The organism is Thermohahella caldifontis (genome assembly GCF_041153465.1).
Taxonomy (GTDB): Bacteria; Pseudomonadota; Gammaproteobacteria; order Pseudomonadales; family Oleiphilaceae; genus Thermohahella; species Thermohahella caldifontis.
On the sequence record NZ_CP154858.1, the window covers coordinates 166,024 to 182,210 of the forward strand.

The following is a 16,187-nucleotide window of genomic DNA, read 5'->3' on the forward strand; positions in this document are numbered from 1 at the left end:
ATCGGGTGAACCATAAAAAAGCCCGCACGGGGCGGGCTTTCAGTCTGCTCGTGATTTAGTTGAGCTGTTTCAGATCATCCATGGGTTTGTCGATAATGATGGGCTGCAGCGATGAGGAGAGTGATCCCGTACGCCCGTTGGTCGCATCGACGGGGCCATTCAACTCACCGTTGTAGAGGAAGAACTCAACCATCTGAAGCATGGTCTCTCCGAATGCTGTGCTTTGCCGTGCAAGCTCATCCGCTGCAGCCGTCGGGTCAGGCAGCACGAAGGTGCCGTGCGCGCCATAGCCCAGATTCAGCGCCAGGATATCCGGTGTACCATCGACAGCGACAGTGCTATCCGTCACCAGCTTGGCGCCCAGCTGTTTGGAGAAGGGCAGTGCGCCGGCCAGGTAGTCTCTTGCGGTCGGCGCGTTCGGATTCAGCAGCGTCTTGGCAGCCTCGATCACGTTGGTCTGGTCAGACTTGTACAGTGTGTTTCCGTTGCCATCTTCAGTGCCGACAATGTTGACGGTCATGACGCCTTTGCCACCGGCCTTCAGGTTGTCAGCCCAGTTGATGGGATCCGCGGCGTCGATCGTCGCCTGGATCACACGGAAAAAGGTCTCCAGATTCTCGTCGCCTTGAGTCAGGCCGGCTGCAGCCTGGAGTCCTCCCAGTATGGTCGGAGAGAAGCCCGGTGAGTTTTCCAGCATTTTCGTAATGCCGGAAGCGGGGGCCAGGAGGACTGCCGCATTGATGTCCTGAACAGGGGTGCTGTTGGCAACGGCAACGGCGGCTGAACCCACCACGGTGCCCAGTGAGTGGCCGGCGAAGTAGACCTTGCTTTCATCCACATCATCCTGCCCGTCCCCGTTCACATCCAGTGTCTTGAGTGACTGGAACAGATTGAGCAGATCCAGCTGGGCCTGACGCAGCTTGTCACGCGAGTTGGTGAAGCCCTTCAGGTTGATGAACAGGCTGCCCGAGCTGCCCACTCCGTTGGTGTAATCCATGGGTACCGGATTGAGTGAGGCGTCCGCCGTAAAGTCGAAGTGACGCTCATAGCTGGTGGGTGCTAGACCGGGAATGATGCTGGTGTTGTTCTTCACCGCATTTTCTGCGCCAATGGCAAAGCCCAACCATTGGGATGCTCCGGGTACTGTGCCGTCGCAGGCACCACTCAAAATGGTGTTGACGTCTGACGTGCCGCAAGGTGTCGCCAGCTGGGAGAGAACACCTGTCACATAGGTGCCATCAACTAATGCCTGAATATTGTCCGCTGTGGTGCTGGTGCCAGCAGGGTTGCCGGCAGCACTGTCAAATCCGGCCAGCAATCCCGTGGCCAGGGTCGTCTTGTCCGTGCCTGACGCATCGACACCATGGAGGGGCATGTCAATGGCCACAACAATGAAGCCTTTGCTGGCCAGAACCGAGCCGACGGACAGTGCCGCAGAACGGTCAGTGGTAATGCCATGCTGGAAGACCACGACCGGCAGGTCATCCGTGCCGTTCCAGGTACCGCCCAGGCTGGTCGGCTTGGGATACATGACCAGCATCGGGACCTTCAGGTCGTCGACCTGGGACGTGGAGGGATCCGCATCGGTCTGTTTCGGGAACGGGAAGATATAGTTGACCACCTTGGTCTTGCTGGCATCAGCCTGCGGAATGCTCAGCCCCAGACTGCTGAAGGCGGTATTCATGGCAGTGGCCAGCGTATCATCCGCGACCCAGCTTGAGCTGTTGATGGAGCTTCCGTCCGTTCCGCTGGGAATGCCGAGATAGTAGGGGAGTTCGATGCTGCCCTGAACCACCATGGCGTCAGCGCTGCCCGTAATGCTTCCCACCAGGGCTGAGACCAGCGCAGCAGGTGTTGTCGTGGATGCATCAAGGCTCACACTGGCCGAGCGATCCTTGGGTGTGGGCAACAGGTCGGCAAAGCCGCCCGAGGTGCTGGGTACGGTAGCCAGGACTCCTGCCAGGCAATTGATGGCAGTGCTGCCCGTGTAACCGTTACAAGGCGCTCCGGCACCAAAAATGGTGGGCAGTGCCGCTTGTGTATCGCTGTCTGGAAATGCGCTGACTGCTGCGTCAGCCGTCAGCTTGACGTCGGTATAGTCGACGTCACCATCCGCATCCGCATCAACCTGACCATCTACAACCGCTTTGGCTGCCTTCACCCGCACAAAATTGGTGAGGGAGTCCGCAAACCAGGCTGTGGGGTTGGCAATGTACTCGAGCACCTTCTCGTCGCCGGAGGTGGTGAAGCTGAATGCCAGTGCCACGTTGTCCTTGCTCAGTGCTGTCATGCTGTTCTGTGCGCGGACGCTGTTGTTGATCTGGAAGTAGTTGTTGGCCAGCTCCAGCCACAGTTTGGTCACCAGATCACGCACCGGAGACAGTGATGCGGAGGGCAGGGCCAGCGAAGTGTCGATCAGGTTGGTGAGCATCGGATCCCGGACAATCGGCTGTCCGTTTGCGTCCTTCACCTCGTTTGTTACCACAACAACGTAACGCTTTTTCGGATCCAGGGGCTTGAGCGGATGAATCCGGATAACACTGTGACCGGACTGTTCGACAACGGAAACCTTGTATGACGGATCATTGGCTTCGGCAATGATCGTTCCTGCTGCGGCGGCATCGTTGCTGGTGTCACTGTCAACCAGTGCAGCATAGGCAGCGGCCAGCGGGATGGTCGGCGGTTCGGCGATGGACAGCCCCTGAACCGGGTCGCCGCTGGCATAATCCAGCTCAAGCAGGAAAACATTCTGATTGGGGTTGGCAACGGGGACGCCGCTGTTGGTCACCAAATTGCCGTTGGAATCTTTCAGGAATTGCTCGCCATCTACTGTGCTGGCATCAATGGTACCATTCAGTGCCACGTCAATGGGGGCGACGGTGGATGCACCGCTGATCTCCCTCAGCGCCGTGGTCACGGGCGGCGAAGTATCGTTGACATGGAAAGTCCCGTCCTTGGCAATCTGGTCAAAGATCAGGTCGTTCGGCAGCGGCAGCTTGCCGGTCACGGGATTGAAGAGCGGATACACCCGGCCTTCTGTCGCTTCCACAATGGGGTTGGTGATGTTGGTGGTGGCGCCCGCGTTGTCAGGGTTGCTGCCACCGCATCCTGAGAGCACAACGGCTGAGGCAACGGCCATGCTGAGTAAGGTTTTCTTGAACATAATTGAACCTTCTTTCCTGTTTATTATGGTTAAAGGCTGATGAGTCCGGATTTCCACTCACATAACAATGGAATATAAGCAAGCATAGGTCAAAGTTTTATCGCCCGAAAGTATGAAACACTGTTTTCCGGGCGTTTTCATCATTCTAGTCGAATTTTGAGAAATCGGGAGGCCGCTTCTCGGCGAAGGCGGCAAAGGCCTCCTGAGCCTCGGGAGACGTGAGCCGCCGGATGAACAGCCGGCCCTCCCTCAGTACCACATCTTTCAGCCAGTCCTTCTCGTGTTCGCGCAGCAGGCCCTTGGAGGCCCGGACAGCGGCGGCAGGCAGGCGGTTGAACTGTTCGGCCAGTTCCAGTGTCCGGTCGAGTGTTTCTCCGGGCTCGGATACCGCGTTGATCAGCCCCAGTTTCAGGGCCTCCTCGGCACCAAAGGCTTCGCCCAGAACCAGATAGCGCATGGACTGCAGGTGTCCGGCCAGGCGCGGAAACAGTACCGTGGAGCCCGCCTCGGGGCAGAGTCCAAGGGCGGCGAACGGCATCTGGAAGCGGGCATTGGTGCCGGCCACGGCGCCATCACAGTGCAGCAGCAGGGTGGTGCCGATGCCGATGGCCAGGCCGTTGATGGCGGCCAGCAAGGGCTTGGGGAAATCGATCATGGCGGCGATGAAGCGGCCCACCGGGATCTCGCCGAAATCGCCTTCGAGACCTTTCATGAAATCCTGAAGGTCGTTGCCCGTGGTAAAGAGTTCCTCGTTGCCGTACAGCACCACGCTTCGTATGGCCGGGTTGGTCGCCGCTTCATTGAGCGCATCCGTGAGCGCCGAATACATGGCGTGGGTGAGGGCGTTTTTCTTTTCCGGACGCCGCATGGTGAGCAGCAGCGTGGCGCCGCGCGTTTCAGACAGAATGTGTTCGCTCATGTGTCCTCCTCTTCAGGCCTTCATTGTGGCGTCTTGACGGCATCCGGTCAAAGAATTGATCCGGACCCTGTCGTGCGCGGGCGCGGTGGAGTAGAATTGAGGCACTTTACATGTCCCGGAATAAGAAGAGAGAGTGTGATGACAACCGTAATCCGTCAGGACGATCTGATCGAAAGCGTTTTTGATGCCCTCCAGTTCATCTCCTACTACCATCCCAAGGACTTCATCGACGCGGTCTATGAGGCCTACCAGAAGGAAGAGTCCAAGGCTGCAAAGGATGCACTGGCACAAATCCTCATCAACAGCCGGATGTCTGCCGAAGGGCATCGCCCCATCTGTCAGGATACCGGTATCGTCACCGTCTTTGTGGATGTCGGTATGGATGTCCGTTTCGAGGGTGACATGAGCCTGGAAGACATGATCAATGAAGGCGTGCGCCGTGCCTACACGTATCCGGAAAACAAACTGCGCGCGTCCATTCTGGAAGATCCGGATGGCGCCAGGAAAAATACCGGAGACAATACGCCTGCGGTCATCCATACCCGGCTGGTTCCGGGCAATACCGTCAAGGTGCACGTGGCCGCCAAGGGCGGTGGTTCCGAGGCCAAGTCCAAGTTTGCGATGCTCAACCCCTCCGATTCGGTGGTGGACTGGGTGCTGGAGCAGGTGCCCAAGATGGGGGCGGGCTGGTGTCCTCCCGGCATGCTGGGGCTGGGCATTGGCGGTACGGCCGAGAAAGCCATGCTGCTGGCCAAGGAAGCCCTGCTGGAGCCGGTGAACATTCATGAGCTTCAGGCGCGCGGACCGAAGAACCGGGCGGAAGAATTGCGGCTGGAGCTGTATGAAAAGGTCAATCAGCTTGGTATCGGTGCCCAGGGGCTTGGCGGCCTGACGACGGTTCTGGATGTCAAGGTGCTGGACTACCCGACTCACGCGGCCAACAAGCCCGTGGCACTGATCCCGAACTGTGCTGCCACCCGCCACACCCACTTTGAACTGGATGGCTCCGGGCCCGCCTTCCAGACGCCGCCCAGGCTGGAAGACTGGCCCAAGGTGACCTGGGAAGTGAGTGAGGGCGTCCGGCGTGTCAATCTGGATACGGTGACCCGTGAAGAGGTTCAGACCTGGCGCGCCGGCGACACCCTGCTGCTCAGCGGAAAACTGCTGACCGGCCGGGATGCGGCGCACAAGAAAATGGTGGACATGCTGGCCAAGGGTGAGCCCTTGCCCGTGGACCTCCGGGATCGCTTCATCTACTACGTCGGCCCCGTGGATCCGGTGCGCGACGAGGTGGTCGGGCCTGCCGGTCCGACGACAGCCACGCGGATGGACAAGTTCACCCGCACCATGCTGGAGCAGACCGGCCTGCTGGGCATGATCGGCAAGGCCGAGCGTGGCCCCGAGGCCATTCAGGCCATCAAGGACAACAAGGCGGTCTATCTCATGGCAGTCGGCGGTGCGGCCTATCTGGTATCCAAGGCCATTCGTTCCGCGAAGGTGCTGGCCTTCCCGGAACTGGGCATGGAGGCCGTGTATGAATTCGAGGTTCAGGACATGCCGGTAACCGTGGCGGTGGACAGCACGGGCGATTCGGTCCATCAGAGTGGTCCGGCATACTGGCGTGAGCGCATTGCCGAGCGGGCGGTACGCATTGTGGAGCCCGACAAGTAACACGCACTTCGGGTGCGGGATCATGCGGGTGTGCTCTGCGGAGTGCACCCGCGCTGTCTGAATACGATCAATACGAGGCAAACAGCGAATGGAGCGGACATATCGTCTGGTCATCTCCTGCCCGGATCGGGTGGGTATTGTGGCAAAGGTGAGCAACTTTCTGGCAACCTACAACGGCTGGATTACGGAGGCCAATCACCATGCGGACCCGGCCAGTGGCTGGTTCTTCATGCGCCACGAAATCAAGGCCAGCTCTCTGCCCTTTGATCTGGACAGCTTTCGCATTGCCTTCGAGCCCATCGCCCGTGAGTTCGACATGAACTGGCGAATCACCGACTCCGCCGTGCAAAAGCGCGTGGTGCTCATGTGCAGCCGGGAGTCCCACTGCCTGGCGGATCTGCTGCACCGCTGGCACAGCAAGGAGCTGGATGCCAACATCGTTGCGGTCATTTCCAACCATGAGGACCTGCGCAGCATGGTCGAGTGGCACGGAATTCCCTACCATCACGTGCCGGTCACGCCGGAAACCCGTCAGGCGGCCTTCGAGGAGATTGCTGTGCTGCTGGATGGCTATCAGACCGATGTGACGGTGCTGGCCCGCTACATGCAGATTCTGCCGGACTGGCTGTGCACGCAGCGGCCCGCCCAGATCATCAACATTCATCATAGCTTCCTGCCGTCCTTTGCCGGGGCGCGACCCTATCATCAGGCCAGTCAGCGGGGCGTGAAACTGATCGGTGCCACCTGTCATTATGTGACGCCGGATCTGGATGAGGGGCCTATCATTGAACAGGACGTGATTCGCGTCACGCATGGTGATACGATTGAGGACATGGTGAGACTGGGCAAGGACGTGGAAAAGACCGTGCTGGCCCGGGGCCTGCGCTTCCATCTGGAAGACCGGGTCATCGTCCATGAAAACAAGACGGTAGTCTTCGCCTGACGACTGTTCAGCGGCCGCCAGGGAAGAGGGGACCATCAAATAAAAGAAACAGGAGAAGAAACTGATGTTTCGCTCGGTAAAAGTACGCGACTACATGACCACCAAGCTGGTCACCTTTCATCCCGATGACGATCTGGTCGAGGCCATTGAGCGCATGCTCAAGCACAATATTTCCGGCGCGCCCGTGGTCAATGACGACGGTGAAGTGGTGGGCATGATTTCGGAGATGGACTGTCTCAAGAGCATTCTGAGCTGCAGCTATTACGATTATGAGTGCCTCGGGGGCAAGGTGGGTGAATACATGACCCGGGAAGTGGAAACCATTTCCCCGGAGGATGACATCCTGACCGTCACCCAGCAGTACATCGACAAGCGCCGCCGCCGCTTTCCGGTGGTGGAAAACGGCAAGCTGGTAGGCCAGATCAGCCGTCGCGATGTCTTGCGGGCGATCAAGGATTTCACCTCCGCCGAGGAAATCCGCAGCCACCTCAGCCAGAAAAGAGAAGGCTGATCCCGCCGGGCGAGATGCACGATTTTTGCGGTTTTATGCTATTATGGGGCGCTTTGTGAAGGCGCCCTTTTTCGTGTCCGGGCCCGGTAACCGAGATCACCCAAAACAATCAGGAAACCATTCGATATGGCAGAACTTGGCCAGGAAATCCTGCCCGTCAATATTGAAGACGAGTTGAAGCAGTCGTACCTTGACTATGCCATGAGCGTCATTGTCGGGCGTGCCTTGCCCGATGTGCGTGATGGCCTCAAGCCGGTTCACCGGCGCGTGCTCTACGCCATGTACGAGCTCAAGAACGACTGGAACAAGCCATACAAGAAATCGGCACGTGTGGTCGGTGACGTCATCGGTAAATATCACCCCCATGGTGATTCGGCGGTGTACGATACCATCGTGCGCATGGCGCAGCCCTTCTCCTTGCGCTACCCGCTCATTGACGGCCAGGGCAACTTCGGCTCCATTGACGGTGACTCCGCCGCTGCCATGCGTTACACCGAAATCCGCATGGCGAAGATCGCCCACGAGCTGCTGGCAGATCTGGACAAGGAAACGGTCGATTTCGTTCCGAACTACGATGGCTCGGAGATGATTCCGGCCGTCCTGCCGACCCGCGTGCCCAATCTGCTCGTCAACGGCTCATCGGGGATTGCCGTCGGCATGGCCACCAACATTCCGCCTCACAACCTGCGTGAGGTGGTCAATGCAGCGCTGGCCATGCTCGACAATCCGGACATCACCATCGACGAGCTGATGGAGCACATTCCCGGCCCGGATTTTCCCACGGCAGGCATCATCAACGGCCGTGCCGGTATCGTGGAGGCCTACCGCACCGGACGGGGTCGCATCTACATCCGTGCCCGCTACCACATCGAAACCGACGCCAGGAATGGCAAGGACAGCATCATCCTGACGGAGATTCCGTATCAAGTGAACAAGGCCAAGCTGGTGGAAAAGATCGCCGAGCTGGTCAAGGAAAAGAAAATCGAGGGTATTACCGAACTGCGTGACGAGTCCAGCAAGGAAGGCCTGCGTGTGGTCATCGAGTTGCGCCGGGGCGAGAATGCGGAGGTCATCGTCAATAACCTCTTTACCCTGACGCCGATGGAAACCGTCTTCGGCATCAATATCGTCGCACTGGTGAACGGCGAACCCAAGGTGCTCAACCTGCGCGAAGTGCTGGATGCCTTCCTGCTGCACCGCCGGGAAGTGGTGACCCGTCGCAGCATCTATGAACTGCGCAAGGCCCGCGAGCGCGGACACATTCTGGAAGGCCTGGCGGTTGCCCTGTCCAACATCGACCCCATCATTGCGCTGATCAAAGCGTCACCCAGTGGTGCCGAGGCCAAGGAGCGGCTGATGGCGCAAGGCTGGGAGCCGGGCACGGTCATGGCCATGCTGGAGCGTGCCGGTGCCGACGCCTGCCGTCCGGAGGGGCTGGATCCCGCACTGGGTCTGCGTGACGGCAAATACTACCTGTCCGAGGCCCAGGCCCAGGCGATTCTGGATTTGCGTCTGCAGAAGCTGACGGCGCTGGAAAGCGAGAAAATCCTGGACGAGTATCGCCAGATTCTCGACACCATTGCCGACCTGCTCGACATTCTGCGCAATCCGGACCGGCTCATGCAGGTGATTCGCGAAGAACTGGAAGCCGTGCGCGATGAATACGGCGATGAGCGCCGTACGGAAATCGTGGCGTCCAAGCGGGACTTTTCGGTTGAAGACCTGATTGCGCCGGAGGACATGGTCGTAACCCTGTCCCACCGGGGCTATGCCAAGACCCAGCCGCTGGAAGACTACCAGGCCCAGCGACGGGGCGGGCGCGGCAAGTCCGCCACGGCTACAAAGGAAGAAGACTTCATCGAGCATCTGGTGGTGGCCAATACCCACGACACACTGCTGTGCTTCAGTGACCGGGGCAAGGTGTACTGGCTCAAGACCTGGGAAATTCCCCAGGCCAGCCGGGCCTCACGTGGCAAGCCCATCGTCAACCTGCTGCCGCTGGATGAAGGCGAGCGTATCACGACCCTGCTGGTGGTGAACGAGTACAAGGCCGATCACTATGTCTTCATGGCAACGCGGCTCGGCACGGTCAAGAAGACCTCCCTGGAGAGTTTTTCGCGTCCGCGCAGTTCCGGTTTGATTGCCGTGGACCTGGATGAGGGCGATGCCCTGATCGGTGCCGCCATCACCGATGGTCAGCGTGACATCATGCTTGTGGGCTCCCACGGCAAGGCCACGCGGTTCCGGGAAGAAGAAGTCCGGCCCATGGGACGGACGGCGCGCGGCGTACGGGGTATCCGGATGCCGGAAGGGGCGCGCGTGGTGGCGCTCATCATTCCGGAAGATGACAAGTACATTCTTACCGCATCGGAAAACGGTTATGGCAAACGGACACCGGCCAGTGAGTTCCCGATTCGCGGTCGCGGCGCGCAGGGCGTCATTGCCATGCAATGCTCCGAGCGCAACGGCCAGCTGATTGCGGCGGTGCAGGTCGCAGACGGAGAAGAGATCATGCTGATCTCCGATCGCGGCACCCTGGTTCGTACCCGGGTGGACGAAGTGTCGGTCGTCGGGCGCAACACTCAGGGTGTGCGGCTGATCCGCCTCGGCGAGGATGAAAAGCTGGTGGCCGTGGAAACCATTGCCGACAGCGATGATGACGGTAATGCAGAGGAACAGGATGATGACGCGTAAATACAACTTTTGCGCAGGCCCCGCCGCGCTGCCCACGGAAGTGCTGGAGCAGGCGCAGGCGGAAATGACGGACTGGCGCGGACGCGGCCTTTCCGTCATGGAGATGAGCCATCGCAGCGATGAATTTGTGGGCATCGCCAGTGAGGCGGAGCGGGATCTGAGAGATCTGCTGGGCGTGTCGGATGACTATGCTGTCCTGTTCATGCAGGGCGGGGGGCATGCACACTTCTCCGCCGTGCCGCTGAATCTGGCAGCACCGGAAGATACCGCCGACTACATCGTGACCGGAAGCTGGTCCAGGAAGGCGCTGTCCGAGGGCCGTCAGTTTGTTCAGGTGCGCACGGCCGCCACAACCGAGGACAGCCGCTTCACCACCGTACCCGGGCAGGCCGATCTGGTACTGAGCAATCAGGCAGCCTATGTGCATTACTGCCCCAATGAATCTATTCATGGCGTCGCCTTTCCCTATATTCCGGAAACCGAAGCGCCGCTGGTGGCCGATTACTCCAGCGCCATCCTTTCCGAGCCGCTGGATGTCTCGCGCTTTGGGGTGATCTATGCCGGTGCGCAGAAGAATATCGGGCCTGCGGGGCTGACCATTGCCATCGTGCGCCGGGATCTCCTGGAACGTGCCAGCCGGCCCGTTCCCAGCATCATGGATTACACGCTGATGGACAAGCATGACTCCATGTACAACACGCCGCCGACCTACAGCTGGTATCTGGCCGGGCTGGTGTTCAAGTGGCTGAAGCGGCAGGGCGGCCTGGAGGCCATCGGAGAGGTGAACCGGCGTAAGGCTGCCAAGCTCTACGCGACCATTGACGAGAGCGATTTCTACGCCAACCCGGTGGATCCGTCCTGCCGTTCGATCATGAACGTGCCGTTCACGCTGGCCGACAGCGCCCTGGACAAGGTATTCCTGGAAGAGTCGGAGGCGGCCGGCCTGCTGAATCTCAAGGGGCACCGGTCCGTGGGCGGCATGCGCGCATCCATCTACAACGCCGTACCCGAGGTGGCTGTGGATGCCCTGATCGACTTCATGAAAGACTTCGAGAAGCGGCACGGCTGATGGCAGATATGAACGAGCAGGCGGAACTGGGACGGCTGCGGGAACGCATCGACGCCATCGACCAGCAGCTGATCGAGCTGATCAGCGAAAGGGCCCGCTGTGCTCAGGCGGTGGCCGAGGTCAAGATGCGCGCGCAGGGAGAGGGCGCGGTCTTCTACCGGCCGGAGCGGGAAGCACAGGTGATCCGCCGGGTCATGGCCCGCAATCCCGGACCGCTCAGTGACGAAGAAATGGGACGCCTGTTCCGTGAGCTCATGTCAGCCTGCCTGGCACTGGAACGCCCGCTGCACATCGCCTATCTGGGTCCCGAAGGCACCTTTACCCATGCAGCCGCGCTCAAGCATTTTGGCTACTCGGTCGTGACCGTGCCCTTTGACAGCGACAGCGAGATCTTCCGCGAGGTGGAGGCCGGAGAAGCCCATTACGGAGTGGTGCCTGTGGAAACGTCCACCGAGGGCATCATTACCCATACGCTGGATCGCTTTGTCACCTCGCCGCTGAAGATCTGTGGTGAAGTGCAGATCCGGACTCACCTCTATCTGATGGTCGCGCCGGGTACGGAAAGTGGCCAGGTTCGCCGCATCTACTCCCATCCCCAGTCCTTCGTGCACTGCCGGCACTGGCTCGAACTGCATTATCCCAAGGCCAAGTTGGTGGCGGTGTCCAGTCACGGCGAAGCAGCGCTGAAGGCGGCCAGGGAGCCCAACAGTGCTGCCATTGCCGGAGAAATCTGTACCGAACTCTTCGGGCTGAAAGTCCTGCACCGCAATATCGAGGACAGCCCCAACCAGATCACACGGTTTCTGATTGTCGGACGGGAGAAGGTCGGTCCCAGCGGTGAGGACAAGACGGTCATCATGGTCTCCCGGCGCAACCAGCCCGGCGCCCTCTACGAATTGCTGGAGCCCTTCCACCGGCATCGTATCAGCCTGACGCGGATCGAATCGCGCCCGGCATCGGCCAATACCTGGACCTATCACTTCTTTCTGGAGTTTGAGGGCCACTGGGACGACGAGGCCGTTCAGGCGGCCATGCAGGAACTGGAACCCCGTGTCAGCGATCTGAAGCATCTCGGATCGTTTCCCGTGGGTGCGTTATGAGCCAACAGGAGCGCGTGTGCCATGACGAATGAAGGCACTTTTGAATCGGTCATCGAAGCGTTGACTCAGCCGGGCGTGGCGAGGCTGTCACCCTATCAGCCCGGCAAGCCGGAAGACGAAGTCCAGCGTGAGCTGGGGCTGGAGCGCGTGATCAAGCTCGCCAGCAACGAAAGCCCCATCGGTGCAAGCCCCGAAGCCATTGCTGCCGCCCAGCGGGCTGTTGCGGGGATGCACCGTTACCCGGATGGCTCGGGTTATCGGCTAAAGGCGGCTCTGTCCGCGAAATTGGGCGTCGAAGCCCGCCAGATCACTCTGGGCAACGGTTCCAATGACGTGCTGATGCTGGTCGCCCAGGCGTTTGCCGGGCCGGGGTGTGAAATTGTCTTTTCCCGGTATGCGTTTGCCGTCTATCCCATTGCCACGCTGGCCGTCAACGCCACACCCGTCATTGTGCCGGACCGGGACTACGGCCATGATCTGAAGGCCATGCGGGAAGCCATCACACCCCACACCCGTATCCTGTTCATCGCCAATCCCAACAACCCTACCGGTACCTGGCTGCGACATGCGGAACTGCTTGCGTTCCTCGAGCAGGTGCCCCGGAATGTGCTGGTGGTTCTGGACGAAGCCTACGCAGAATATGTGGAAGAACCCGATTACCCCAATGGCGTCGCCTGGGTCGCGGATTTTCCCAATCTGATTGTCACGCGCACCTTCTCCAAAGCGTACGGTCTTGCCGGGCTTCGGGTGGGCTACAGTGTGTCCCATCCTGCCGTGGCGGACCGGCTCAACCGGGTTCGGCAGCCCTTCAACGTCAACATGGCGGCTCTGGCCGCCGCTGAAGCGGCACTGGCGGATACGACGCATCTGGAGGAGGCCGTTGCCGTCAACCGGCGCGGCAAACGACGCCTGGAGCAGGCTTTCAAGGGCATGCGCATTCCGTACATTCCATCGGTGGGCAACTTCATCACCTTCGAGTGTCCGGGTGAGGCCGCACCGGTCAACGATGCGTTGCTGAAAAGAGGGGTTATCGTGCGCCCCCTGGCACCTTACCAGATGCCAAGGCACCTCAGGGTAACCATTGGCACGGAGGAAGAGGTCGGCTTCTTCCTCGATGCGCTCAAGGCGGTACTGAATGGGGAATAAGGCACCCATCCTGGCAGAAAGGCTCTGCGTGATCGGGCTGGGCCTCATTGGCGGATCCTTTGCACTTGCGGTCCGTCAGCGCGGTCTGGCCAGACAGGTTGTGGGCTATGATCTGCGGGAGTCCGAGCGCCGCACTGCGCTGGAACTGGGCCTGGTGGAAGCGGCCCCGGATACGATTGAGGCCGCGGTGGATGGAGCGGATGTGGTCATGCTGGCCGTGCCGGTCAAGGCCATGGAGGACGTGCTCCGGCAGCTGGCACCTCATCTGCCGCCTCAGGCGCTGCTGACCGATGCGGGCAGCGTGAAGGGGGAAGTGGTGGAGGCCGCCCGACGGGTGTTTGGCAGGATACCGTCACGGTTCGTGCCGGGGCACCCCATCGCAGGTTCGGAGAAGAGCGGTGCCGCAGCGGCGAACCCGGAACTTTACGCCCGCCACAAGACCATCCTGACACCTCTGCCGGAAACCGATCCCCTGGCCGTCGAGCGCATCCGCAGGCTGTGGGAGGGGATCGGCGCCGAAGTGATCGAGATGGATGTGGCACACCACGACGAAGTGCTGGCTGCGACCAGTCACGTGCCGCATCTGATTGCCTTTTCACTGGTGGACACACTGGCCGACGCGGAGGACAACCGGGAAATTTTCCGCTACGCAGCAGGCGGATTCCGGGACTTTACGCGCATCGCCTCCAGCGATCCGGTCATGTGGCGGGACATCTTTCTGACAAACCGGGACGCGGTACTGCACGTGCTGGACACCTTTTCCCAGGATCTGGGGCAGCTGCGTGGTGCCATTGAGCGACGTGACGGGGAAGCCTTGATCAGGGTATTCACCCGCGCCAAGGCGGCCCGGGACCATTTTACTCACTTATTGGAAGGCTCAGCCTATCTGGACACTATGACATCACAACAGGTTCATTTTCGCGCTAGACCTGCCGGCCCGGTGCGCGGCGATATCCGGGTACCCGGCGACAAGAGCATTTCACATCGTTCCATCATGTTGGGGGCGCTCGCAGAGGGGGTCACCGAGGTGGAAGGTTTTCTCGAAGGCGAGGACGCACTGGCCACCCTGCAGGCCTTCCGGGACATGGGCGTGGTGATCGAAGGCCCGGACAAGGGCCGGGTGCGTGTCAACGGCGTGGGCCTGCATGGCCTCGGCGCACCGAGGGATGCGCTGTACATGGGTAACTCCGGAACCACCATGCGCCTGATGACCGGCCTGCTCTCGGCGCAGAGTTTTGACAGCGTGCTCACGGGCGATTCCTCACTCTCCAGGCGGCCGATGGAGCGCGTTGCCGTGCCTCTGCGCCTGATGGGTGCGCAGGTCGAGACCGGTGAGGGCGGCCGGCCACCGGTGCGTATCTATGGCGGACACCGATTGACCGGTATTCACTACGACCTGCCGGTGGCCAGCGCACAGATCAAGTCGGCACTCCTGCTGGCCGGCCTTTATGCAGAGGGCGAAACCTCCGTTACCGAACCGGCACCCACACGGGATCACACGGAGCGCATGTTCCGGGGGTTTGGCGTGGAGGTCAGGAAGGACGGCAACCGGATTGCAGTGCGCAGTGGCCAGACACTGAAGGCAACACATATCGATGTCCCTTCGGACATTTCCTCGGCGGCCTTCTTCATCGTGGCGGCGACCATCACGCCCGGTTCGGATCTGGTGTTGCGGCATGTGGGCAGCAACCCCACACGGACGGGCATCATCTCAATTCTCCGCCTCATGGGCGCGGACATCGAAATCTTCAACGAGCGGGAGGCCGGTGGCGAGCCGGTCGCGGATCTGCGTGTCCGTCATGCCCCGCTCAAGGGGATCCGGATCCCGGAAGAACTGGTGCCGCTGGCCATCGACGAATTCCCGGTGATTTTCATTGCCGCCACTCAGGCGGAAGGTGAAACCGTACTCAGTGGTGCCGAGGAGCTGCGCGTCAAGGAGAGCGACCGCATTCAGGCCATGGCGGACGGGCTGCGCAATCTGGGTGTGGACACCGAAGTCCGGCCGGACGGCCTCATCCTGCACAAGGCCCGGATTCGGGGAGGTCGGGTGGAAACATTCGGGGACCACCGTATTGCCATGTCCTTCGCTGTAGCCTCACTGGTGGCGGACGGAGAAATCTTCATTGAGGACTGCGCCCATGTGGCCACCTCATTCCCCGGATTCCGTGAGCTGGCCAACAGCGTCGGGTTCGATATCGGAGTGGAACAATGAACGCGATACCGGTCATCACGCTGGACGGCCCCTCGGGCGCCGGGAAGGGTACCGTGGCGCGGGCGCTGGCCGACGCGCTGGGCTGGCATATCCTCGACAGCGGCGCTCTCTACCGTATCACGGCACTCAAGGCGCTGAACGAAGGGGTGGCTTTGGATGACGAAGCCGTACTGGCGCGGCTGGCCTCGGACCTGGACGTGACCTTCGTGGCCGGGGCACCGGGCGAGCCGGTCAAGGTGCTGCTGGACGGCCGTGATGTGACGCCGGATCTGCGGCTGGAAAGTACGGGGGATGCCGCATCCCGGATCGCCCCATTGCCGGCGGTGCGTCAGGCACTGCTGGACCGGCAGCGTCGCTTTCGCCAGCCTCCGGGATTGGTGGCGGATGGTCGGGACATGGGGACGGTGGTCTTTCCGGACGCGCCGCTGAAGATATTTCTGACCGCCAGTGCAGAAGAAAGAGCCCGGCGAAGATTTGAACAGTTGAAGGCGCAGGGCGTGAGTGTTAAAATCTCGGCCCTTTTAAAAGAGATTCAGGCGCGGGACGATCGAGACATGAACCGGTCCAACGCGCCGCTGAAGCCGGCGGACGATGCCGTGGTGATCGACACCACCTCCATGCCGGCTGACGCCGTTCTGGCGCGCGTACTGGAATTGTGGCAGCAAGTCGGCCAAACCACGCGATGACAGAGGGTGTCCGGTCTGGTCCTGATCCAGTATTGGCCAAACCGGGCGTGAAGCAACTGACCGTGACGGACTG

At 60.7% G+C, this 16,187-nt stretch carries 11 protein-coding genes; 9 read left to right on the plus strand and 2 right to left on the minus strand.

All coding sequences use genetic code 11. The features are described 5' to 3' along the window. Positions 1–55 precede the first annotated feature (55 nt). Positions 56–3,163: a hypothetical protein gene (locus AAIA72_RS00795; RefSeq protein ID WP_369601562.1), complete on the minus strand. Its 3,108-nt coding sequence runs from the start codon at positions 3,161–3,163 to the stop codon at positions 56–58. 145 nt (positions 3,164–3,308) lie between these two features. Then, positions 3,309–4,082 carry an enoyl-CoA hydratase-related protein gene (locus AAIA72_RS00800; RefSeq protein WP_369601563.1) on the minus strand — a complete coding sequence of 258 codons (774 nt, stop codon included), beginning with the start codon at positions 4,080–4,082 and terminating at the stop codon, positions 3,309–3,311. 138 nt (positions 4,083–4,220) lie between these two features. Between AAIA72_RS00800 and AAIA72_RS00805 the strand changes: the two genes are divergently transcribed. The 9 genes from AAIA72_RS00805 to cmk all read left to right on the plus strand — a co-directional run bounded on the left by AAIA72_RS00805 (position 4,221) and on the right by cmk (position 16,114). After that, positions 4,221–5,753, plus strand: coding sequence for a fumarate hydratase (locus tag AAIA72_RS00805; protein ID WP_369601564.1), 1,533 nt, complete (start codon positions 4,221–4,223; stop codon positions 5,751–5,753). Between the two features lie 88 nt (positions 5,754–5,841). Further along, positions 5,842–6,696, plus strand: coding sequence for a formyltetrahydrofolate deformylase (gene purU, locus AAIA72_RS00810; RefSeq protein ID WP_369601565.1), 855 nt, complete (start codon positions 5,842–5,844; stop codon positions 6,694–6,696). 64 nt (positions 6,697–6,760) lie between these two features. After that, entirely contained in the window at positions 6,761–7,207 is a 447-nt protein-coding gene (locus AAIA72_RS00815) for a CBS domain-containing protein (protein WP_369601566.1), read from the plus strand. A 126-nt stretch (positions 7,208–7,333) separates the two neighbouring features. Further along, the gene (gene gyrA, locus AAIA72_RS00820; RefSeq protein ID WP_369601567.1) at positions 7,334–9,901 is read left to right on the plus strand and encodes a DNA gyrase subunit A; all 2,568 of its coding nucleotides are present in this window, start codon (positions 7,334–7,336) and stop codon (positions 9,899–9,901) included. Further along, the gene (serC, locus tag AAIA72_RS00825) at positions 9,891–10,970 is read left to right on the plus strand and encodes a 3-phosphoserine/phosphohydroxythreonine transaminase (RefSeq protein ID WP_369602954.1); all 1,080 of its coding nucleotides are present in this window, start codon (positions 9,891–9,893) and stop codon (positions 10,968–10,970) included. The genes gyrA and serC overlap by 11 nt, the downstream gene beginning before the upstream one ends. After that, on the plus strand, positions 10,970–12,070 hold the full coding sequence (pheA, locus tag AAIA72_RS00830; protein ID WP_369601568.1) for a prephenate dehydratase: 1,101 nt from the start codon (positions 10,970–10,972) through the stop codon (positions 12,068–12,070). The genes serC and pheA overlap by 1 nt, the downstream gene beginning before the upstream one ends. Before the next feature lie 21 nt (positions 12,071–12,091). Continuing rightward, complete coding sequence (hisC, locus tag AAIA72_RS00835; RefSeq protein WP_369601569.1) at positions 12,092–13,216, plus strand: histidinol-phosphate transaminase; 1,125 nt, start codon at positions 12,092–12,094, stop codon at positions 13,214–13,216. Continuing rightward, positions 13,206–15,428 carry a bifunctional prephenate dehydrogenase/3-phosphoshikimate 1-carboxyvinyltransferase gene (locus AAIA72_RS00840; RefSeq protein WP_369601570.1) on the plus strand — a complete coding sequence of 741 codons (2,223 nt, stop codon included), beginning with the start codon at positions 13,206–13,208 and terminating at the stop codon, positions 15,426–15,428. The genes hisC and AAIA72_RS00840 overlap by 11 nt, the downstream gene beginning before the upstream one ends. After that, positions 15,425–16,114, plus strand: a complete 690-nt coding sequence (gene cmk, locus AAIA72_RS00845) for a (d)CMP kinase (RefSeq protein WP_369601571.1) — start codon at positions 15,425–15,427, stop codon at positions 16,112–16,114. Before AAIA72_RS00840 ends, cmk begins: the two co-directional genes overlap by 4 nt. Positions 16,115–16,187 lie beyond the last annotated feature (73 nt).

Coding starts and splice junctions, on each gene's coding strand:
- AAIA72_RS00795 (WP_369601562.1), bottom strand. CDS start 3,163: ATGTTCAAGAAAACCTTACTCAGCATGGCCGTTGCCTCAGCCGTTGTG.
- AAIA72_RS00800 (WP_369601563.1), bottom strand. CDS start 4,082: ATGAGCGAACACATTCTGTCTGAAACGCGCGGCGCCACGCTGCTGCTC.
- AAIA72_RS00805 (WP_369601564.1), top strand. CDS start 4,221: ATGACAACCGTAATCCGTCAGGACGATCTGATCGAAAGCGTTTTTGAT.
- purU (WP_369601565.1), top strand. CDS start 5,842: ATGGAGCGGACATATCGTCTGGTCATCTCCTGCCCGGATCGGGTGGGT.
- AAIA72_RS00815 (WP_369601566.1), top strand. CDS start 6,761: ATGTTTCGCTCGGTAAAAGTACGCGACTACATGACCACCAAGCTGGTC.
- gyrA (WP_369601567.1), top strand. CDS start 7,334: ATGGCAGAACTTGGCCAGGAAATCCTGCCCGTCAATATTGAAGACGAG.
- serC (WP_369602954.1), top strand. CDS start 9,891: ATGACGCGTAAATACAACTTTTGCGCAGGCCCCGCCGCGCTGCCCACG.
- pheA (WP_369601568.1), top strand. CDS start 10,970: ATGGCAGATATGAACGAGCAGGCGGAACTGGGACGGCTGCGGGAACGC.
- hisC (WP_369601569.1), top strand. CDS start 12,092: ATGACGAATGAAGGCACTTTTGAATCGGTCATCGAAGCGTTGACTCAG.
- AAIA72_RS00840 (WP_369601570.1), top strand. CDS start 13,206: ATGGGGAATAAGGCACCCATCCTGGCAGAAAGGCTCTGCGTGATCGGG.
- cmk (WP_369601571.1), top strand. CDS start 15,425: ATGAACGCGATACCGGTCATCACGCTGGACGGCCCCTCGGGCGCCGGG.